This is a genomic window from Thermoleptolyngbya sichuanensis A183 (genome assembly GCF_013177315.1).
Classification (GTDB): Bacteria; Cyanobacteriota; Cyanobacteriia; order Elainellales; family Elainellaceae; genus Thermoleptolyngbya; species Thermoleptolyngbya sichuanensis.
On the sequence record NZ_CP053661.1, the window covers coordinates 4,237,936 to 4,259,165 of the forward strand.

General features: G+C 56.1%; 17 protein-coding genes. 9 read left to right on the plus strand and 8 right to left on the minus strand.

Going from position 1 to position 21,230, the window contains the following annotated elements:
* Positions 1 to 11: 11 nt before the first annotated feature.
* A complete protein-coding gene (locus HPC62_RS17665; RefSeq protein WP_172354921.1) occupies positions 12 to 1,199 on the minus strand; it encodes a transposase in 1,188 nt (395 codons plus the stop codon).
* Between the two features lie 163 nt (positions 1,200 to 1,362).
* Between HPC62_RS17665 and HPC62_RS17670 the strand changes: the two genes are divergently transcribed.
* The 4 genes from HPC62_RS17670 (at position 1,363) to HPC62_RS17685 (ending at position 5,283) form a co-directional block, all read left to right on the plus strand.
* Complete coding sequence (locus tag HPC62_RS17670; protein WP_172357769.1) at positions 1,363 to 1,602, plus strand: hypothetical protein; 240 nt, start codon at positions 1,363 to 1,365, stop codon at positions 1,600 to 1,602.
* 69 nt (positions 1,603 to 1,671) lie between these two features.
* The gene (locus HPC62_RS17675; RefSeq protein ID WP_216655279.1) at positions 1,672 to 2,892 is read left to right on the plus strand and encodes a filamentous hemagglutinin N-terminal domain-containing protein; all 1,221 of its coding nucleotides are present in this window, start codon (positions 1,672 to 1,674) and stop codon (positions 2,890 to 2,892) included.
* A gap of 87 nt (positions 2,893 to 2,979) precedes the next feature.
* Positions 2,980 to 4,152: a transposase gene (locus tag HPC62_RS17680; protein WP_172353422.1), complete on the plus strand. Its 1,173-nt coding sequence runs from the start codon at positions 2,980 to 2,982 to the stop codon at positions 4,150 to 4,152.
* A 42-nt stretch (positions 4,153 to 4,194) separates the two neighbouring features.
* The gene (locus HPC62_RS17685; RefSeq protein ID WP_172357773.1) at positions 4,195 to 5,283 is read left to right on the plus strand and encodes an S-layer family protein; all 1,089 of its coding nucleotides are present in this window, start codon (positions 4,195 to 4,197) and stop codon (positions 5,281 to 5,283) included.
* Between the two features lie 227 nt (positions 5,284 to 5,510).
* On the opposite strand, the gene HPC62_RS17690 is transcribed toward HPC62_RS17685, so the two are convergent.
* Positions 5,511 to 8,870, minus strand: a complete 3,360-nt coding sequence (locus HPC62_RS17690) for an SNF2-related protein (protein ID WP_172357775.1) — start codon at positions 8,868 to 8,870, stop codon at positions 5,511 to 5,513.
* A gap of 112 nt (positions 8,871 to 8,982) precedes the next feature.
* On the opposite strand from HPC62_RS17690, the gene HPC62_RS24330 reads away from it, so the two are divergent.
* Positions 8,983 to 9,723 carry a GNAT family N-acetyltransferase gene (locus HPC62_RS24330; RefSeq protein WP_390820382.1) on the plus strand — a complete coding sequence of 247 codons (741 nt, stop codon included), beginning with the start codon at positions 8,983 to 8,985 and terminating at the stop codon, positions 9,721 to 9,723.
* Between the two features lie 292 nt (positions 9,724 to 10,015).
* Here the strand turns inward: HPC62_RS24330 and HPC62_RS17700 are convergent, their stop codons facing one another.
* The 3 genes from HPC62_RS17700 to HPC62_RS23535 form a co-directional block, all read right to left on the minus strand.
* Positions 10,016 to 10,237 carry a hypothetical protein gene (locus tag HPC62_RS17700; protein ID WP_172357777.1) on the minus strand — a complete coding sequence of 74 codons (222 nt, stop codon included), beginning with the start codon at positions 10,235 to 10,237 and terminating at the stop codon, positions 10,016 to 10,018.
* Between the two features lie 113 nt (positions 10,238 to 10,350).
* Positions 10,351 to 10,683 carry a hypothetical protein gene (locus tag HPC62_RS17705; protein WP_172357779.1) on the minus strand — a complete coding sequence of 111 codons (333 nt, stop codon included), beginning with the start codon at positions 10,681 to 10,683 and terminating at the stop codon, positions 10,351 to 10,353.
* A gap of 279 nt (positions 10,684 to 10,962) precedes the next feature.
* Entirely contained in the window at positions 10,963 to 12,288 is a 1,326-nt protein-coding gene (locus HPC62_RS23535; RefSeq protein WP_172357781.1) for a bluetail domain-containing putative surface protein, read from the minus strand.
* 465 nt (positions 12,289 to 12,753) lie between these two features.
* Between HPC62_RS23535 and HPC62_RS17715 the strand changes: the two genes are divergently transcribed.
* Positions 12,754 to 14,055, plus strand: coding sequence for a glycosyltransferase family 4 protein (locus HPC62_RS17715; RefSeq protein ID WP_172357783.1), 1,302 nt, complete (start codon positions 12,754 to 12,756; stop codon positions 14,053 to 14,055).
* Positions 14,056 to 14,199: 144 nt separating this feature from the next.
* Here the strand turns inward: HPC62_RS17715 and HPC62_RS17720 are convergent, their stop codons facing one another.
* Together HPC62_RS17720 and HPC62_RS17725 are read right to left on the minus strand one after the other, a co-directional pair.
* Complete coding sequence (locus tag HPC62_RS17720) at positions 14,200 to 15,105, minus strand: M48 family metalloprotease (RefSeq protein ID WP_172357785.1); 906 nt, start codon at positions 15,103 to 15,105, stop codon at positions 14,200 to 14,202.
* Between the two features lie 301 nt (positions 15,106 to 15,406).
* The gene (locus HPC62_RS17725; protein WP_172357787.1) at positions 15,407 to 17,185 is read right to left on the minus strand and encodes a S8 family peptidase; all 1,779 of its coding nucleotides are present in this window, start codon (positions 17,183 to 17,185) and stop codon (positions 15,407 to 15,409) included.
* 256 nt (positions 17,186 to 17,441) lie between these two features.
* Between HPC62_RS17725 and HPC62_RS17730 the strand changes: the two genes are divergently transcribed.
* Together HPC62_RS17730 and HPC62_RS17735 are read left to right on the plus strand one after the other, a co-directional pair.
* Positions 17,442 to 17,798, plus strand: coding sequence for a nucleotidyltransferase family protein (locus HPC62_RS17730; RefSeq protein ID WP_172357789.1), 357 nt, complete (start codon positions 17,442 to 17,444; stop codon positions 17,796 to 17,798).
* Entirely contained in the window at positions 17,795 to 18,130 is a 336-nt protein-coding gene (locus tag HPC62_RS17735) for a HepT-like ribonuclease domain-containing protein (RefSeq protein ID WP_172357791.1), read from the plus strand. The genes HPC62_RS17730 and HPC62_RS17735 overlap by 4 nt, the downstream gene beginning before the upstream one ends.
* Before the next feature lie 106 nt (positions 18,131 to 18,236).
* On the opposite strand, the gene HPC62_RS17740 is transcribed toward HPC62_RS17735, so the two are convergent.
* Positions 18,237 to 18,776: a phycobiliprotein lyase gene (locus tag HPC62_RS17740; RefSeq protein ID WP_172357793.1), complete on the minus strand. Its 540-nt coding sequence runs from the start codon at positions 18,774 to 18,776 to the stop codon at positions 18,237 to 18,239.
* 246 nt (positions 18,777 to 19,022) lie between these two features.
* On the opposite strand from HPC62_RS17740, the gene uvrB reads away from it, so the two are divergent.
* Positions 19,023 to 21,083, plus strand: a complete 2,061-nt coding sequence (gene uvrB / locus HPC62_RS17745; protein ID WP_172357795.1) for an excinuclease ABC subunit UvrB — start codon at positions 19,023 to 19,025, stop codon at positions 21,081 to 21,083.
* The last annotated feature ends 147 nt before the right edge of the window (positions 21,084 to 21,230 follow it).

The following is a 21,230-nucleotide window of genomic DNA, read 5'->3' on the forward strand; positions in this document are numbered from 1 at the left end:
GACACATCTTTTTATGCGGACTGCCCGGGTGTCGGCTGGCAGCACAAGGATTGAATTCTAGAAAACCAAATGCGGTCATAATAGTGGGCTTCAGCTTTTTTAGAGGCAAAACAGGGTTCAGGGTCAACGGTAAATAGGGCAATCAGCTGAAGCAGTGTTCGCCCTTTATTGACGGCACCCTTGAGCCAGCGCAAACCTATGTTGAGATAGCTAATCCCTCGCCTCCAGTGCGGGTCAACCTGGCAGCGTAGCCCATCGAGTTGCACCGCCATGCCCTGGGTCGTGCCATCAAGGATAGCGATCGCCGCGACCAGATAGAGGCGTTCGAGAGCCGGAGCGGAGCGGATGCCGGAAGCTTCTAACTCAAAGACACCAGATTTAGAATCGAGGAAAAGCTCCTCGACTCGAAAGCGGAGAGCATATTGCCACAGGGTATTGAGGGAGGGAGACTCATCAGTGATGACCGCCCAGGGTTCCTCGACGCCTTTGACATGAGCCAGCACCAAATTGCAGCGCCAGCGCCCCTCGCTCCAGATTCCCACCCCTTCATAGAGTCGAGCTTCACCTTTGGGAGGCCACAGATAGCCTACCTTAACAGGATGACGGCGCGGACCCTGCACCACTACGTCACTGGGCAAGCGTAAACAATAGTGCCAGCGACTTTGGCTTAGCCACTCCAGCAGGTCATGGTTAGCAAACCCGCGGTCGGCTAACACCATCACATCGGGGTACGACTGCAACAGCCGATGGGCTAACCGCAGCATGGGGAGGTATCGCTTCGTGCTGACGGTGGCACTGGGATGCTCCAAAACCCGCCACAGCAGCGGCACCGCTCGTCCGCAACAGGTAACCGTCAGGTGAATCCTGCAGTAGCGATTCCACAACACCGTCGTATCGAGCGCCAGGTAAAGCCGCCGACCTTGCCAGCGATGGATGGCGGCTAGCACCAGCGGCACGTACAGACTTTTGACCCGCACCCGGCGATTGCCTAGGAAGCGCTGCCACCGGCGTTCGGTGCTTTGCGCCTGACGGGCCCGACTGGGCACATAGGCTTCCCACTGCGGCAGGCTCAACCGACCGCTGCACACCAGGGCCGTCACCATCCACGCCAGCGCTTTGAGGTGGCGCAGGTCGCGGGCATTACTGGATTGACGCAATAACGACAGCACTTGATCATAGAGGCAGGTGGTGGCTGGCATGATACAGACCCTGAGATGACGCAAATTTCAGCGTCTCATGTCAGCTCACCTTTTCCCTCTGTTGACGAGGTCTCAACTCTTTCAACCACTTGTGTCAGGCAGTCAGGTGGCGCGGTTTAACCCAGTGAATCCTTCAACAGCAGGAAATAGAATTAAGCCACGTGTGGAATACGATGTCCAGCAGGTTGTGCCGTTTTCTGCTCCGGGCCCTGTTCGCTACTTGTTGCGTCCTGTCTTTTTCCTGGTTGATCTGGTCGTGGGTCTGTTAATCACACTTTCTAAAGCTGCTGGCAGCCTGATTCGCCTGATTATTGACCCTGGCAATCGGCTGTTTGTGCCGTCGGATGACGATGAAGATGATGACACCGATCAAAAGCCGCCAGAAGAAAACATTCCGCAGTAAAAGCGTTTGTGGCGGTTGGTTCTAAACAACCAATAAGAACCAATAAGGGGAAAACCGGTGAAGCAGACTATGCCCTTCTGGAAATTGCGCTGGCTTTTGAGTCGCAAGTCTCTGAGCAGCGCGATCGCCCTTGTCTTTTGGGGATGGGTGCTGGGCGATCGCGCTTTCGGTCGCCCCATCGCCGACAACAGCCTCGGCACAGAGTCTTCACGGGTGGAGCCTGTGTCTGGGATGAATTTTCAGATTCACGGCGGGGCACAGCGGGGGCGCAACTTATTTCACAGCTTGCAGCGGCTGGATGTCGAGCGGGGCGGTAGCGTGTTCTTCGTGCCCGATGCAGGGGTGCGGACGATTTTGACTCGTGTGACGGGCGATCGCCGCTCAAATATTCGCGGCACACTGGGGGTTGTGGGAGATGCCAATCTGATTTTAATGAATCCCAACGGCATTCTGTTTGGGCGCAATGCGCGGCTAAACATAGCCGGGTCGTTTGTGGGCACGACGGCAGATGCGATCGCATTTGGTGATCAGGGCTTGTTCAGCGCGCTACCGACAGAAGTGCCTGCCGATTTGACGATCAACCCTTCAGCGCTGCTATATCGCCAGATTGCGCCTGCGCCTATCGAGGTCTATAGTCGCCATCCCAGAAGTTTTGAAGATCCGCCCTTTTTCAGTTTCACAGGCTTGCAAACTGGAGAAGCGCAAAGCCTGTTGCTGGCAGGAGGAGGAGTTATATTAGACGGCGGCATTCTCAGCACGTTAGGGGGAGCAGTTGAGATAGGCGGGCTAAGCCAGCCAGGGCAGGTCGGCTTGCAGTGGCAGCGGGCGGGACAGTCGTTTTCTGCAAGGCCGCGCCTGCGATGGAGTCCTGATGCCAGCCTAGCCGATGTCCGCGTGGTGAATGATGGGCAAATTGTGACTACGGTGCTAAATCCAGCAATAAAGGAGCCGGGAGGAATTGCGATCGCTGCCCGTCGATTAACCGCTCGAAATGCACAGTTTTTAGCAGGCAGCAGCGGAGCCAATGCAGGCGTAATTTCGCTGATTGCCAGTGAGCGGCTTGATCTGCAAAATATTTCTGCCATTGCAACGGAGGCCACAAACGGAAACTCTGGAGACATCACCTTCTCAGCACCAAACATTACCCTGTCAAACACTTACGTTTTCTTCAACACACAAATTGAAGGGAACGCCGGAACGCTGCGAATTCAAGCTAGCGATACCCTAATTCTTCGCAACTCAACGCAACTCCGCAGTGAAGTTGATGGCAGGGGAAACCTGCTTGACTGACAAAACAGGTTAAAGCTGGAACGAAAGCCATGCGGGAAGCAGAGCATGATTTAGGCTGAGAAGTAACCACACAAACCAGTCAAATCAATGTCACCGACTTCCCGTCTTTATGATGCGTTGAATGATTTTCTGCGTCAATGCGACATTCAGTGGCAGGATGCTCGCCATCTGCAAACACTGTGCTGGATGATCATTGGCATGATTGGAAGCCAAAACGTTCATCTCAATGGATTTGGGGTGTATGTGAGGAGTCGCGCTCAAATGGCTCAATCCCACCAACGCCGGTTTCGCCGCTGGTTGTCGAATCGGCGGATCAATGTCGCGTCCGCTCATCATGCGCTGATTGGGCAGGCTCTGTCCAACTGGCAGACCCAACGACTCTACTTAAGCCTCGATACAACGGTCGTATGGAATTGTTTCTGCATCGTCTGGGTCGCAGTGGTGTACCGAGGAAGAACGGTTCCGGTCGCTTGGAAAGTGGTGGCGCAATCAAGCAGCACCGTCAGGTTGTGGACGATTCAACGGGTACTGCGGCAAGCGCAACGGCTGATGCCCGAGGGTGTCGCGATTGTCCTTTTGGCAGACCGAGGGTTTGCCGATGGCAAGTTGATGAAATACCTCCGGGAGAATCTGGGTTGGCATTTCCGCATCCGCATCAAACGCTCCTTCCAATTTCAGCACCAAGGGCAGTGGCGCCAGGTATCGTCGGTTCAATTGCAACCAGGACAAGCTTACTTTACGCCTGCAGTGTCGGTGGGTAGAACAAAGCCCTACGACAATGTTTACCTTGCCTTTGCCCACGACAAACTCAGCAGCGAGAATTGGACAATTGTGAGTGATGAGCCGACGAACTTGCAGACGTTTGCCCAATATCGACTGAGATTTCAGGTGGAGGAGTCGTTTTTGGATTTGAAGTCCAACGGGTTTAATCTCGAAGCCTCCAGACTCAGAGACAAGGTTGCCCTTTCCCAGTTGTGTGGGGTAATCGCCTTGACGATGCTGTTCTTAGTTCTCCAAGGGGTGCAAGTGGTCGCATCCGGCAAGCGTCGCCAAGTCGATGCTCACTGGAAGCGCGGCATGAGTTATCTCAAGCTGGGCTGGAATTGGATTCGGCTGGCTATCACTCACCAGTGGAAGATTCACGTTTATCAGTTCCTCTCCTGTTCACCTGACCCTCAACCTGCCATCGCATCAAGGCGACAACACGATGACTCCCTAAAGCGTGAATTCACTGTCCTCAGCCGTATTCCAGCTTCTTAGTTTTGTCAGTCAAGCAGCAGGGGAAACTCTGGCAGCATCATTTTGCGGGCTGGACGCTATCTAGAGATTGACAACAACACTGCCATTGACTTGTTCACTGGCGATGGTCAATTTGGCAACATTGAAGTCTTTAGCGGCGGGGATTTAACGCTGGACAACCAGAGCCGCCTCTCAGCCCAGACTGGGGGAAGCGGAAGCGCAGGCGATGTAGTAGTGCAGGCAACAGGCTCGATTGTGATGCGCGGGATGTCTCAAATCGACAGCTCTTCCTTTGCAAATACTCGCCAGCCTGGTCTTTTTGGCAATGCAGGTAATGTCCGTTTGCAAGCAAGCCATATTCTGCTTGATCAGAAAAGTAAAATTACGACTGTTGTTTCTGTTCCCCAAGGACAGGGGGGAAATGTGATTGTAGAAGGGCGATCGCTCCTCCTCAGAAATGGCAGCAGAATCTCCAGCAGGGCTGACATTGATGAACGCCTTGGCGGTAGCAATGGAGGGAATATTTTTATCAATGCGGATGTGATTGCAGCGGTGGCCTCGGAAAACAGCGACATTGATGCCAGTGCTGTCGATGGGCGGGGTGGATCGGTTGATTTAACCACTCAGGGTCTCTTTGGTATCGTCTTTCGCCCAGCGCCAACTGATCGCAGCGATATCACTGTTAACTCCAGATTCGGGACGGATGGCACAGTCACGATCAACGGGTTAGTGGTTGACCCCAGCCAGGGTCTAGTCGAACTGCCCGCCCAACCTGTAGATGCCTCGCGGCTGATCGCCAGAGGGTGCGGTACAGCAGGCACAGCGATCGCCCTGTCCCAGCGGGAATTTGTCGTCTCTGGGTGGGGCGGGCTACCTGCTGCACCGGGGGACTTGCAAGGAAGTGGGGCGATCGCCGCAAATTGGGCTGATCCAGGATCACCAGGTTATTCCGCTAATCGACCGCTCCGACCCTCCAACCCAGCCCAAACTCTCCCCTCCCCAACGCCCCTCACCGAGGCCCAAGGCTGGATTCGCAACGACAGCGGGCAGGTGCGGCTGGTAGCGGAAGTGCCAATGGCAGCAGGCAGCCAAATCGCCTCAGTAGCCTGCGCGTCCGGTGGGCCCGATTCCCCTGAGTCACACTCCGAATGAGCGTGCTGAAAGCCCCGCGCACCCTGGACTGGAAATCGAAAATCGAAAATTGAAGATCGAAAATTCAAAGAGTGTGCTGAAAGTCCCGCGTACCCTGGAATGGGAATCAAAAATTGAAGATCGAAAATCGAAAACCGAAAATCCCAAGAGCGTGCTGAAGGTTCCATTAACGCTGGACTGGCAATCCAAAATCCAAAATCGCCAATCCAAAATCGCTAACCAAACGGCTACTCATCAATAATGGCGCTCCGATCTAGCAGGAGGAGTTGCCGCAACTGATCGGTGTCGAGTTCGGTGAGCCAGTTTTCGCCCGTGCCGACGACCTGTTCCGAGAGGGCTTTTTTGCTTTCAATTAGGTCGTGGATGCGCTCTTCCAGCGTGCCCGTGCAGACGAACTTGTGAACCTGGACATTGCGGGTTTGCCCGATGCGAAAGGCGCGGTCGGTGGCCTGATTTTCCACGGCGGGGTTCCACCAGCGGTCATAGTGAAAGACGTGGTTGGCGCGAGTCAGGTTTAAACCCACGCCGCCTGCCTTTAGCGACAGGATGAAGATGCGCGGGCCCTGGGGGTCGTTCTGGAAGCGATCGACCATTTCCTCGCGCTGCTTCTTGGAACTGCCGCCGTAGAGGAAGATCACTTCCCGTTTGAACTGCTGTTCTAGATACGCCTGAAGCTGCTTGCCCCACTTGGCAAACTGGGTAAAGATCAGCGTGCGATCGCCCTCCGCCAGCAGTTCCTCCAGCATTTCCGTCAGCCGTTGCAGCTTACCCGACCCAGCCAAAAACGCCGTGGGGGATTCCATCTCTGGGGGAACCCCGCCATCATCTTCGTCCTCTTCTATTTGCAGCAGCACGGGATGGTTGCAGACCTGTTTCAGCCGGGTCAGGAGCGCCAGAATCATGCCGTGGCGCTGGATGCCGTCGGCAGACTCGATCTGTTCCAAAGACCGATCGACAAGGCGCTGATAGATCGCCGCTTGCTCCGCCGTGAGGCCGCAAAAGACGGTCATTTCCTGCTTTTCGGGCAAATCCTGGATGATGTCGCGGTCGGTCTTGAGGCGGCGCAGGATGAAGGGCTGGACGAGCGATCGCAGGATTTTTAGCGAATCTGTGTCGCCATAGCGCTCAATCGGCACGCTGAACCGCCGCTGAAAGAAGTTGCGTGGGCCCAAGTAGCCCGGATTGAGGAAATCCAGAATTGACCATAGCTCCGACAGGCGGTTTTCTACCGGAGTCCCCGTCAGGGCAATCCGAAACTGAGCATCCAACTGACGCACCGCCTGGGATTGTTTGGCTTCCGGGTTTTTAATATTCTGCGCCTCGTCCAGCACCACGCCCTGCCAGGAAACGCGCTTCAGGTCTTTTTCATCGCGGTAGACCAGGGCATAGCTGGTGATCACCAGATGATAACGTTGGGCAGTGCGGGCAAACTCCGCGCCCTGGGGACGCTTGTCGCCATGCTGCACCCACACGCGCAGGCTGGGGCCAAACCGCTTCACTTCTCGCTCCCAGTTGCCTAGCACAGAGGTTGGACAAACAAGCAAGACAGGCTTTTCCAACTGTTCCGTTTCCTGCAAGTGCAGCAGTAGAGCAATGAGCTGAATGGTTTTGCCCAGACCCATGTCGTCCGCGAGGCACGCGCCCAAACCCCACTGCTCTAAAAATGCCAGCCAGGATGTGCCGCGAAGCTGGTAAGGCCGCAACTCGCCCTGAAAGCCTTTCGGCGTAGGAATTAGCGATAGGTTTTGGTTGCCCGTAGTAAGGGTGCTGATCAGATCTTGCAGTGCGCCTGAGGCTTCAAAGCTCACCACGGGCAGCTTTTCGATGGTCTGCGTGTCGCCCGTGCTGATGCGGAGCGCGTCTTCTAGAGACAGCGCCATTTGGTCTTTGCGGCTGGCAAAAAAGTCCTGAGCGGCGCGGATGTCCTGCGGGCGCAGTTCCACCCATTCGCCGTTGATCTCCACCAGCGGCGTGTTCAGCGCCACCAGCCGATCAAATTCTGCCTTGGAAATGCGCTGTCCGCCGATGGTCAGTTCCCATTTGAAATTCAGCAGACTTTTTAGCCCCATGCCCGCGCTGCCTTTGGGGGCTTCGGCACGGACGCTTAGTCCCAGACGGTTTGCCCAGCCCTGCTCCTGCGACAGGCTCGGCGGCAGCACCACGCCAAAGCCGCTATCTTGCAAGCGCCACGCGGTCGAGCGGATGAATTCGTAAACTTGCAGGGGATTCAGTCGGCAAGACTGTGGCTGGGAGGTTTGCAGGCTGGGTTCGAGGACGGGATAGAGGCGGGAAGCCAGGCCCAGCCCGGCCAGCAGCGTTTCCTGGGGATGGGGAATGGTGCGCTCCAGATAGACCAGCCGATCCACCGGGTTGCTCCAGATCGTGCGGGCGCTGAGGAGGAATTCGGGGTCATCGGTGGCTTGCAGGAAGTATTCCAGCGTCCAGTCCGTTTGTCCGGCGGCGGGGGGATGCAGGTAGAAGCAGGTGCGGAAGGCGGCGATTTGCTGGTTTAGCACCGGGGCGATGGGTGCAGTCCACTGGGTCAGCGCAGATTGCAGACGCTCGATGCGGGCAGGCTCGGCGGCGATCGCCCCTTTCTCATCGCCCAGCGCTTGCAGCCATTCTCGCAGGGCAATGTCTTTGGGTAGGGGTGCAGCAGGGAGGGGCTGAGCGGCGATCGCCTCTCGAATTTGCGCCTCCGTCACCCGGTTGAGAAAATCCAGTAGCACCAGCCGCGCCGCCGGAAAGGGGGATTCTGCATCGTCTGCATCGTCTGGGGCGCTATGGGGAAGCTGGTAGGTGCGGCAGGCGGGCGGCATCCGGCGGGAGAACTGCTGGAGGCGCGTCTGATCGACCTCGCTGTCCAGCAGCACTTGCCAGGTGGCGATCGCCGCTCCATCTTGCAGCCGCAGCCCTGGCAAAAACTTGGCCCGCGCCAGCAGATCCAGGCTCCATCGTGCTGCGTGCGACCAAAAGCGCAAATCCCCGCTGATGAAAGAGTCTGCATCGCCCACCGTAGATAGGGGTAGCGAATTCAGCAATTGAAACGCTTCTAGCGGCGACAGCAGCAGCCCCTCGATTTGCCAAGGGTGCAGTTCCAGCGAGGGCGATCGCTCGGTTCTGTCTGTTTCGCCATCGGGCAGTGCAACGGAATACTGCGGCAGGCGAGACGTTTCGCCCTCGCTCTCGTTCACGTAGGTCGGCAAGAAGAGGCGCAGGGTTTGCCAGCGGACTTTGAGAATCGCGGGCGACGGCTCTAGCGTGGCGGTGCGCTTGCGTCCTCGCCCCCTAGCGGAGGGGACGGGTTCTGCCAAGGGCACATCGGCGACTGGCCAAGTAAGCCGATGGGATTGGTCGAGCGATCGCAACAAATCCAACAACTCCGCCCGCGACAGCGCAAAGGGGTGGCGCAGAATACTGCGGGCTGTATCTCCCTCCCCAAGGCGATTCGTTTCGACCCGCCGCCAGGTTTCACCCCAGATCAAAAATTGCCCGCCTGCGGACTGCGCTGATGATTTGCCGGATTCTGAGGTGTTTGGAGAGGAAACCTGGGGCTGAAATAGCCAGCTACCGTGTAAGATTGCCATGCGAGCGGAGAACGATGCAATGAGCAGTGCTGAACTGGGACAAAATGCTGGACAAGACGCGGGAAAGCCTGAAACTGGGAAGATTGAGACAAGGACTGAGACATGGATTGAAATGCAGCCAGAGGCGCAATCTGAGCTTGGTTCACCCCTACCCCTAGCGCTGCCGATTCGGAAAACCTTGCCCAATGGGGCGATCGCCGAACTGGATACCCTGCGCTCAGAAGAAACCGAAGTCGTTCGGGCGCTGCTGAACTATTTTGTAACGTCATCAGGAACCGAAGGATTAACCTATCCCCATGCTCAGCCCCTCTCTCCGTCAGAGTTTGCGGCCTATTGGCTGAGCCGGGATGCATATGTGGTGCGGGCTGTGGGGGATGCACCGCCGCCTGTATCTCAGGATACGTCACCCAAAGAGATGTTAGTCGAAGCGATATCGCAAGAAATGTCGCTCAAAGACCCGTTGCCACAGAATCTATCGTTAGACAAGACCTCAACCGATACTTCACCAAACCGCGCATCGCCTACTAAGCCTGCGCTTGGGGAAGTCTTGGGAGCTTTTTACCTAAAGCCCAACTTTCCCGGTTGGTGCAGTCATATCTGCAATGCTGGCTTCATTGTACAACCTGCCATGCGAGGTCAGGGAATTGGCCGCTGGATGGCAGAAACCATGCTGGCGATCGCCCCCACCAAGGGCTACACCGCCGTCATGTTCAACCTGGTCTTTGCCACCAACGAGCCATCGCTCAACCTGTGGCGATCGCTCGGCTTTTCCACTCTTGGTCGCGTTCCCCAAGCCGCTCGGCTACCCGACGGAGCAAGCGTTGATGCGATTATGCTTTACCGAGCGCTATAAAGTCTGCCACTCTGAAAAGTTGTGCGTCTAGAGTTGCGCGTCTAGAGTTGCGCGTCTAAAGAGTCGCTAATCTACAAGTCTTGCCAATCTCAGCAAGAGAGGGATGTGCTGTAACTATCGGGCGCATCCCAGTTATGCAAGTTTACCCTCATCCCCCAGCCCCTTCTCCCAAAACGGGAGAAGGGAAGCCAGATTGGAAGTCCCTCTCCCCCTTTGGGAGGGGATTTAGGGTGAGGGTTACAAAAGTGGGATATACCCGATGTGCTGTCCCCCGCGTCTGGCCGATCAGACCTCAAGATTCCAGTGTGCAGTTGGGGAATCGCCCTAATTGATTGGCTTCCACAATCGCGTTGCGACACGTCAGGGCGCTCTTGCCCGTCTTTCGAGAAAGCTCACGCAGATTAATCACCGGATGGCTGCTTTCCGCCGCTTGCAGATATAGCTCATAGGCCACTTCCAAAACCTGGTGATTAAGCACTAGGGGCGTGACCGTCGCTTCGACCAGATTAAACACAGGAACCCTCCCAATCCATGAAGCAAAGGTTTAGGCAACAGGGCTGATGTCGATCAGCGTAAGGGGATTGTCACCGAATTTCTGGGCATTTGCTTCTGTAAAAAGGAGGGCTTCTAGGGTCTATCGAAGGGTGGATCGTCGGACTCTAGCGGCTCTGCATCAAACAGCTCTGCATCAAACAGCTCTGCATCAAACGGCTCTGCATCGAACGGCTCTGCATCAAACGGCTCTGCATCAAACGGCTCTGCATCAAATAAATGTGGAGGAAATAACACCGCCAGACTGACGGGCAGATGTCCCACCGCGCTGATAAATTCCTGGGCATCGATGATGTCCTCTTGCAGCCATTCGTGCAGCAGGCAGGCGATCGCCATACAGGCCGCCTCAGTCGGGTCGCTGGGAGCGGGCGTTTCATCGCGCCCATCTTGGCAGAACGGGTTAGACATATGGCACGTTGCTCCTGTGGAATCTGGGGAGAGTCTTTGGGTTTGGGGATACTGATCTGCCCCATACCTATAGGTCTTCACTAAAAATGGATTGAATTACGCATAGAACAGATCACCCGATGCCGCGCCTCATTTCCATGCCCTAAGTGGCGCTACGAAGGAAGCTGCCAGAAGCCCCGCAGATGCTCGACTGGCAATCCAAATCGCAAATCCAAGCTCGAGAATTGATACAGCCCTGACTATCTATCTCGTGGCTATCTATCTAGGAATTACGCAGCGTCATGCAAAATAGTTTCTTGCAGACAGAACACCCGGCTGCTCATCCCCCGGACGGAACTGAATGCCCGTCACCTCTACCAGCAGGTCGTTGTTCGGGCGAAAGGCGGCTCTGTTGTCGTTGACCGAGAGGTAGGTCTGACCCTGAAACTCGAAGAATAGCGCCTGGTTTGCCCTAAGCCGCTGATTTCCGGGCTGGCTGGGGCGCGTGTCGGCGTAGGCAGTACTGACGGCCTGGGCCAGCGTGGTGATGCCTGGTTGGTTGATTACGCCGACGTTAAACAAGGCTCTGGGCAATTCCCGCGTTTTCAGCCGATTGTCAAAATCAAGCTGAATGCGATCGCCCTCGGTGGGGTTAAAGTCGGTTATCCGGTCGGGGGCCCGCAGCAACGAGGTTCGGAGTGCCTGGGTGCGGTTGCGTCCCGAAAATACAAAGCGATCAGCTCCCGCATCGCCCGTCAGCACGTCGGCTCCGGGGCCGCCGATCAGCACGTCCCGCCCCGGGCCGCCTAGCAGCGTATCGTTGCCCGCCTCGCCGCGCAGGGTGTCGTTGCCGCCGCGCCCGTCGATGGTGTCGTTGCCCCGGCCGCCCGTCAGCACGTCGTTGCGATCGCCCCCGATGATGTTTGCGCCGCCGACCGAAAACCCCGGCAGCGGCCGCTTATTAAACGAAAGAATCGTAAGGTTGTCGATTTCGTGGTTGTTGGTCAGCGCCCCCGTCGCCGCCGCAAAGCCAATTTTGAACGTCGCAGGGACGGGGCCATTGCCCGCCTGCACCACGTTGAATCGATCAACCACCACTTCGCCAGGATCATTAAAGTCGCGATCGCCGTTCAGATCGTCAAACACTGACAGCAATCCGGCCGGCGACAGTTCAATCTGCACAGCCCGCCGCGCCTGGGTGCGATTCCCCCCCGGATTGTCTAGGCTGATGGGCAGCGTCCGACTGCCCGTGAGGTAGCGATAGTTATTTGCCTCACTGCCGCGCACCCCGACCGAATCTTGCAGCGGCGGTCGCCGTCCCCCCACGCGCCCTTCTGAGGCAATCGAGAAATTGCCCACCGTGTCGAACCCAATGCCCAAGTAACCACCGACCAGACCCGGCTCGGCGTTTCGCGGCGCGTAGCCCAAGGAGCCGCCAAACCCGCCGGCCTGGGTCGGCGTGGCGTTGCCATCCACCAGAAAGAAGCTAATGCCATCGCCGCCACTGCTGCCATAGGCGTAGAGGTCAAAGCTGACGGAAAAGCCTGTGCCCGTGCTGATGGTTTGGGGAAACAGCACGAGAGAACCCTGGTTGGGCTGGGCAGCAGTGAGTTTGAGCAGCGTCATGATGGTGTTTGAAAAGTTTGCAACAAGATGGCTTTTCTGCTTATTAGCTCAGAAAAGCATCCACACAAAACATTGACCCAAGAGGCAATGTAAAGTCTTCTAAAGACTTTTCTCTGGCTAGATTCTCAGGGATTTCCCGGTCTGTCTCGGCAGCTTTTTCGTAAAGATTTAATGAAGCCTCATAAAGTAGAGATGAATTGGAGGCACAGCGCGGAAAGAGCGATCGCCCATCTGCCCTAATTTTGGAGCCAGTTTTGGGGCGATCGCCCTCCCGTCAAGCCGAGTTTCAGATGGTTACAGACGGCTACAAAACGTTTTGCACACTACTATGCCAACCGTGCGCTTCCCTCTTAAATAACTCTAGAAACGGTTCGGCAGCGACTCGCAGGAATATTTCAAAAAGATTCAGCGGGCAAATGACTATCCAGCAATCAACCCAAAGACCACCAGATCAGGGAGCAATGTATGTCAGCGGATCGGCTTCGAGTTCTGTTGTTGATTGAGCAGTGCAATCCGGATCTACCGTCTGTGCCCAGCGTGGGGTATCAATATTTCAGGACAATTTGTGACCGAGTTGATGCGACATTAATCACTCACGACCGCAACCGAGATGCGCTGGAGCGAGTTGCGCCAGATCAGAAGATTTTCTACATTTCCGAAAGCCGCTTGATGCGGCGATATTATCACTTGGTTGATCGTCTGACCGTGATCAACGGCCGAGTGAATTGGCCGCTGCATAACGTGCTGGCTTACTTGCTATACGAGGAATTTAATCATCGAGTTTATCGGCTGTTTCACACCGATGTCCGGCGGGGAAAATATGACCTGGTTCACGCCATTACGCCGATGATGCCGCGCTATCCGGTGAAGCTGGCGCAGGCCTGCGGACAAACGCCGTTTATTCTGGGCCCGGTGAATGGCGGCGTTCCTTTTCCCAGAGGGTTCGGCGCGATCGCCCGCCGGGAATTTTCGTACTTTAACTTTCTGCGGGGGCTGGGTCTGCTGCTGCCAGGATATCGAGCAACCTATCAAAAAGCCGATCGCGTTTTAGCCGGGTCATCCTATACCTTTGGAATGCTGCAAAAGCGGTTTCAATTGGGCGATCGCCTCCGATTGTTTTACGAAAATGGAATTCCGACGGAGTTCTTTGGGCGGGGTGCAAAACGAGAGAAGGGCGATCGCATCAACCTGCTATTTGTCGGTCGTTTGGTGCCCTACAAAGGTGCAGACATTTTGCTAGAAGCGCTGGCAAAGATTAAGCCCCTTGCATTATCGAAAACTCAGCTAACCATCGTCGGGGATGGGGCCGAGCGGGAATATTTAGAAGCGCTAACGCAGCGGCTTGACCTGCAAGACATTGTAGAATTCGCAGGCTGGGTTCCTCATTCAGAAACACATCGGTACTACAGTCAGGCGGACATCTTCTGCTTCCCGTCGATTCGGGAATTTGGCGGAGCGGTGGTGCTGGAGGCGATGGCAGCGGGACTGCCCTGCATCGTTGCCGACAATGGCGGCATCGCCGAATACATGACCCCCAACACGGGCTTTACCCTTCCGCTGCATTCCCGCGAGCATCTGGTGTCTACGCTAGCAGAAAAAATTCAACGGCTAGTGGAAGACGAGGCGCTGCGATTGCGCCTGTCGCAAGGGGCGATCGCCCATGCCCGCCAGTTTGAGTGGGAACACAAGGCAGAACAGATTGTGGCGCTCTATCACGAAGTGCTGGCAGAACGTCGGGTGTTCTCGCCTGCGGAAGCGCTGATCTGAGCAGCATCAACGATCCTAGTGTCTGGGCTGATGTCGATTTTAGATTTTAGATTGGTGATTTTGGATTGCCCGTCACCCTTCCCTCTTCGTCCTTCGTTTTTCGTTATTCCCTCTTCGTTCTTCCCTCTTCCCTCTTCCCCCTTCCTAAACCGACGGACTCAACGCGGTCGGCGGATTCGTCTCTGAACTCGCGGCTCGTGCGGCCATTTCCTTTAGCCGCTTAATCCGTTCTTCAACAGGCGGGTGCGTCATGAACAGCGTCATCAGCCCTTCCCGCGATAGAGGATTCACGACGAATAGCGGCGCAAAGGCAGGATTGCCGTGGATGGGAACCTTCTGTCCTGTCGCTTCCAGGGCCTCCAGAGCGCGAACCAGCGCCAGGGGATCGCCCGTGATCTCGGCGGCTCCGGCATCGGCGGCAAACTCCCGCGTGCGAGAAATCGCCATCTGGATCAGCCCCGCTGCCAGCGGCCCCACCACCAGCAAAAACAAGATTGCCAGGGGATTGTTGCCGCGTCGCCCCGCCCGCGACACTGGAAAATAGAGTGCGCCCAGCGTCAGGATGCGCCCTAGGTAGGTGAGCGATCCGGCCAGGGTTCCCGCCACAGCTTGCGTCAGCGTATCGCGGTTGCGGACGTGGGTGAGTTCATGAGCGATAACGGCATCCAGCTCGTCTGGCGGCAGCAGCTTGATGAGGCCTTTGGTGAGGGCGATCGCCGCGTGATTGGGGTCGCGGCCGGTGGCGAAGGCATTGGGCGACTCTGACGGCACGATATACACCGCAGGCATAGGAAGCCCAGCGCGATCGCACAGTTTTTCAATGCGGTCGTACAGCGCTGGAGCCTCTTCTCGCGGCGTGGGCTTGGCCTGAAACGCCGCCAGTGCTGCCTGGTCGGAATAGTACCAGGAGCCGAAGCTGCTCAGCGCTGCAAATGCCAGCCCGTAATACAGACCCGTTTCATCGCGCACCAGCAAATAGCCCGCCAGCACAATCAAGCCGCTGAGCAAGGCCAGCAGCGCCAGCGTTTTGAACTGATTGATCCCAGCCATAGAACCCTTGTAAGTTCGTGTAAACCTATGTAAATCCGTGTAAATCCGTAGTGCAAACCCAGTCAATCGACAGATTGACTTCGAGTGTTTATAGCATCGCAGATGCCTACCCTGGCAGGGTCTATCTGAGGAAAGAAAATTAACAGTCGGCAGTCGCTGCCATCCCTTTCCAAAGAGGGACAGGACTTACACGCTGGCAATAAGCTTTCTGGATTTTGGACGATTTCTCACGGGCTGCATCCGCGAGAAATCGTCCCCCTGCGTAAGTCGCTAGAGGGATTCTAAAGAGGGAGGTGGGGAACTAGGCGCGGGCAGCCGCCTTGGCCGCCAGAGTTGCCAGACCCACACAGAGCAGCGCGTTTAACGCCAAGTATCCACGGGCGATCGCCCCTGCGCCCAATCCCATCACCTGCGGATCGACCACCGCGCTAATGCCCAAACAGGCCGCCACACCCAGCGTTGCGCCGATGGCCACCCACTTGCCCCAGGCATGGCCCAGCAGCAGCGCCACTAGCCCAAACGGAATCAGCACGCTGGCGAAGAGCGGGTTCAGTGCTGCGCTGCCGGATATTGCGCCGCCCAGTTCAGGAATCGAGCTACCCAAAAGTCGGAAGGGATATTGCGGCAGGTCGTAAATATAGAAACCCCGGAACGGGAAAAAGCCGCTGCTGCCTGCGACTAGGCCCAGCCCCAGCGACAGGCTCAGCACGGGCACATAGCGCCGCAGCAGCCACGCCAGCAGGTATGACCCCAGCACCATGCCCAGCTTGGGCAACAGCGCCACCGCGCCGCCATCAAACCAGAAGCGCAGGTTGAGATAGCCATTGTCGTGCAGCCAGCGCAGGAAGTCTTTCACGTCCAGATTTTCCTGCTGGGCTAACCGTACAGCAGCGTTGGCATCCAGCCGGCCTGCGCCGAAGTGGTTGAGCGGGTCTTCCGTAACCTGGCGAGCGGAGGATTTGAGGATTTGGGCGATCGCCTCCGGTTCCGTAATGCCTACGGATTTCACCAGCGCAGCAACGGCGGCAACGTGGGGCGCGGCCATGCTGGTGCCCTGGAAGGCACGAAACACGGGTTCGCCCGTCTCCGGATCGATAGTTTGCTGCAAAATGCCGCCTGCGTCGTTTTCGCCCTCAAACGCGCCGCCCGGTGCGGCAATGTCCACGCCCGCGCCGAAGTTGGAATAGGGCGCTTTGGCTCCCGTGGCATCCACGGCCGACACGGCAATCACGTTGCCATAGCGGGCGGGAAATCCGGCAGCGTTGGTGTTGGCGTTGCCTGCCGCTGCCACAATCACCACGCCTTTGCCGTGGGCATAGTCGATGGCATCCCGCATCACGCCCGCGTCGCCACCCCCACCCAGGCTGAGGTTAATTACGTCCGCCCCGTGGTCGGCAGCAAAGCGAATCGCCTCAGCAATGTCCGTCACCGTGCCGCCGCCCTCCGCGCCCAGCACCTTCAGCGGCATCAGGCTGGCTTCGTAGGCAATGCCCGCTACGCCGAGATTGTTGTTCGTGGATTGGGCGATTGTCCCGGCGACGTGGGTGCCGTGGCCGTTGTCGTCGATCGCCTCTTCCCGGTCGTTTACAAAGTCGTAGCCGGGGACAAACTTGGTCTGCTGCAAATCGGGCACAGGCGCAATGCCCGTGTCGATGACGGCAATGGTCGTGCCCGCGCCCTTGCTCTCGTTCCAGGCAGATTCCATCTGAAGGGTCTGGAGATTCCACTGTTTGGGATAGTCGGGGTCGTTGGGCACGTCCAGTGTGCGATAGATATAGTTGGGGTCGATGGATTCTGTATAGCGGCGCAGGTCAGAGCGGCGGAGCGATCGCAGGGTTCGCTGATCTCCTGGCAAAATGTAAACCTGCTCAGCCTGAGAAAAGGCGCTGTTGAGTTGGGGTGTGATGCTGAACTGTTGGGCGATCGCCCCTAGCTGCTGCTCCACTTCTGCCGCCGTCAGGTCATCCCGAAAGTCCAGCACAATCGACTCATACTCGCCCCGACTGCCCAGCCCTGGCACATGACCCAGCGCCAAGATCAGCCCCGCCAAAAACAGCCCAATCCACCACAGCCGTCCCATCGCTCCGACTCCCAGGAAGTGTTTCTTCCCAACGATAGCTCAGGCGCTAGCGGAGTTGGAGGGCAGAGTTAAGAAACGCAACTGAGAAGCTTTCGCTTTAATTCGCTCTAAATTACTTCAAGTCTGGGGTTCAGGATTAGCAGCCATTGCAAGCCGGAGGTGCCATCATCAAAGCGCAAGACTCAGCGAAAATGAGAAGTAAGTCCAAAACCCAGACGATTTCTCCACGCTCCCCACTGTCACCAGATCTCGCCCTATGACATCTTCTCCTTTGTTGCCGGATCGTATTGCTCCAGCCCTTGCAGCAAACCTGACGTACATCAAGCTCGATCGCGCCAAGCTTGCAGATTTTTGCCAGAAGCACCGCATTCGTAAACTCTCGCTATTTGGCTCCATCCTGCGCGACGACTTTGATCCAGATCGCAGCGATGTCGATTTCCTAGTGGAATTTTTGCCAGAAGCTCGCATTGGATATTTTGAAATCGTTCGTATCGAAAATGAGCTATCTACCATGATTGGTAGAAAAGCGGATCTCAGAACACCTCAGGAACTCAGCCGTTATTTTCGGCAAGAAGTAATTGATGAAGCTGTTACTCAATATGCGCGAACATGACCAAAATTGACGATACAACTCGCCTGCAACATATGCTGGACTATTCCAGAAAAGCCTGCGAATTTACACAGGGTAAAACTCAAGCTGATTTGGAGTCAAACGAAGTGCTAACACTGGCAATCGTTCGGCTGATTGAAATTGTTGGCGAAGCCGCAGCAAACGTATCTCCAGAGCGTCGGGAAGAGTTTCAAGATATTCCCTGGAGTGAAATTATAGGCATGAGAAATCGCGTCGTTCATGCCTACTTCGATGTCAACTTTAATATTGTTTGGAATACAGTGACCTACAATTTGCCATCGCTTATTGCTCAGCTCGAAGCCTCTCTCGAATAAGCAGGGTATTGAGCCATATAGCGGCTAGTTCTCTACGTGCAATTCTGCGTGAACTTGGCAGCTAGATAGGCCAGGGTTGCTTCAAAGCTGCCCCTATTCCCAGTCTCTAAACAATTCGCTTTTCCAGATATTGCCCAATCATCTGCTGTTCGCCTTCGCGGGTAATGATGGTCTGGCGGGTGCGGTAGAGTTGCCCGATGAGCTTGATTTCCTCCTCGAAGGAGGAGCCTTTGTATTCGGTGCGGAGGCAGAGGGTTTGGGGGTTGGTGAAGTAGTAGAGCGCGGTGACAGGCTTGGTGGTGGCAAAGCCGCGATCGCGGTACAGTAGACTTCCCATTGCGCCGAAGAGGGTAGAGCCTCTGGACTGGGTGCGTCCTGATAGCGCCTCGGCACTATTCCAGACGACCTCCGTGCCGCAGGTGAGGCAGGTGTCATCTTCCAGTTTGTGCAGGCGGGCGAGGTGGCGCAGTTCGTCGCAGCCCTGGGACAAAAAGCGGACTTGAATCTGGCTGACCATTTCCTTGGTTTCGCCGTCGGGCAGGGTGTAGTAGCGCCGCTCAGAGCGCCATTCGCCAGCAGACTGCTGAAAGAATTCGGCAATTTGGGAATCGCCTGCGGTTGTGGTCAAAGAAGGCTGAAACGTCACCGAACTGTCCTCACACTCGCAACTAAGGTTAACAAAGTAAATGGGGAAACCTGCACTTTTGTCAATTCATGCTTGCGTTTCTGTAATTCTTTTTAATATAACCCAGAGGGTGGGATTTTAGGGCCCCCTGGATGGGTAATTATTCTCAGCGATCGCCCAGATATATTGTTCCCATCTAACCCCGAAAAGGGTCAAATCCGGCATGATGTAAGAGGGCTGCTTGTTCTCAGCAATTTAACAACGGGTATGTCATCGTTCAACATTCAGGCACCGTTTGAGCCAAAGGGCGACCAACCAAGGGCGATCGCTCAACTCACCGACTACGTGCAGCAGGGACACCGCTACCAAACCCTGCTGGGTGCAACGGGCACGGGCAAAACCCACAGCATCGCTCGTGTGATTCAGAACGTGGGCAAGCCGACGCTGGTGCTGGCCCACAACAAAACGCTGGCGGCGCAGTTGTGCAATGAGCTGCGGGAGTTTTTCCCTGACAACGCAGTGGAATATTTCATTAGCTATTACGATTATTACCAGCCGGAAGCCTATATTCCGGTGACGGATACTTACATTGCCAAAACCGCGTCGATTAACGAAGAAATCGACATGCTGCGCCATTCTGCAACGCGATCGCTGTTTGAGCGCAAAGACGTGATCGTAGTGGCCTCCATTAGCTGCATTTACGGACTGGGAATTCCGGCAGAGTATTTGAACGCATCGGTTCGCTTTGCCGTGGGCATGGAGACGGATCAGCGGCAGATCTTGCGCGATCTCTCCACCGTGCAATATGAGCGCAATGACCTGGACGTGGGGCGGGGCCGATTCCGGGTCAAAGGCGATGTCCTGGAGATTGGCCCGGCCTATGAAGATCGAATCATTCGGATTGAGTTTTTTGGGGACGAAATCGATGCCATTCGCTATATCGATCCGATTACGGGTGCGACGCTGCAAAGCATGGAATCGGTGAACATTTACCCTGCCAAACACTTTGTCACGCCGGAGGATCGGCTGGAGGCGGCCTGCATTGCCATTCAGGATGAACTCAAGGAGCGGCTGGCGGAATTGGAAAGCGAAAATAAGTTATTGGAAGCCCAGCGGCTAGAGCAGCGCACCCGCTACGACTTGGAAATGCTGCGGGAAGTGGGCTATTGCAACGGCGTGGAAAACTATGCGCGACACTTGGCAGGTCGCCCGGCCGGGTCGCCGCCGGAGTGTTTGCTGGACTATTTCCCCAAGGACTGGCTGCTGGTGATTGACGAATCGCACGTTACGCTGCCGCAGTTGAAGGGCATGTATAACGGCGATCGCGCTCGCAAAACCGTCCTGATCGAACATGGGTTTCGTCTGCCCAGCGCTGCCGACAACCGCCCCCTTAAGGACGAAGAATTCTGGCAAAAAGTGAATCAGTGCATTTTCGTATCAGCCACACCGGGCGACTGGGAGTTGCAGGTGTCGGATGGCGTATTTGAAACAACGGGCGAAGGCAAAGACGCATCGAGTGTTTACCTTCGCGGAACCGGGCGGGTGGTGGAGCAGGTAATTCGCCCGACGGGGGTGCTTGATCCAGAAATTTTTGTGCGGCCGACGGATGGGCAGATCGATGACCTGCTGGGCGAGGTGCGCGATCGCGTGGAAAAAGGCGAGTGCACGCTGGTCACCACGCTGACCAAACGCATGGCCGAAGACCTGACTGAATATTTGCAAGAGCGTGGTATTCGGGTGCGCTATTTGCATTCCGAGATCAATTCCATCGAGCGGATCGAGATCCTGCAAGATTTGCGTCAGGGGGCGTTCGATGTGCTAGTTGGCGTGAACCTGCTGCGGGAGGGATTAGACTTGCCAGAAGTGTCGCTGGTGGCGATTTTGGACGCAGATAAGGAAGGGTTTTTGCGGGCAGAGCGATCGCTCATTCAGACCATTGGCCGGGCAGCGCGGCACGTCCGGGGACAGGCCATTCTCTACGCCGACAACCTCACCGACAGCATGGCCCGAGCCATCGAGGAAACCGAGCGCCGCCGCCAGATCCAGATGGAATACAACGAGAAACACGGCATTACGCCGCAGCCGATCGTTCGTCGCCAAAACAATGCGATTCTGCAATTTCTGGAAGTGTCGCGCCGAGTCAGCGCCCACGAACTGGAGGAAATGATCGACCAATCGGAGGATCTGCCCCTGGAAAATATTCCCGACCTGATCGTGAAGCTGGAAGCCGAAATGAAGGAAGCCGCGAAGAAGCTAGAGTTTGAAGAGGCTGCTAAAATGCGCGACAAGATTAAGCAATTGCGCGATCGCCTCACGGGTCGTCGCTAGTCCTCAAGTGTAATCAGTTTAAGGTTCAATTTTAATGTCCAGATAAACAATGTCTAGATAAACAATGTCCAAATAAACAATATCCAAATAAACAATATCCAAATAAACGACCAAACCTGGTTCAAAGCGGGGGTATCCCACTTTTGT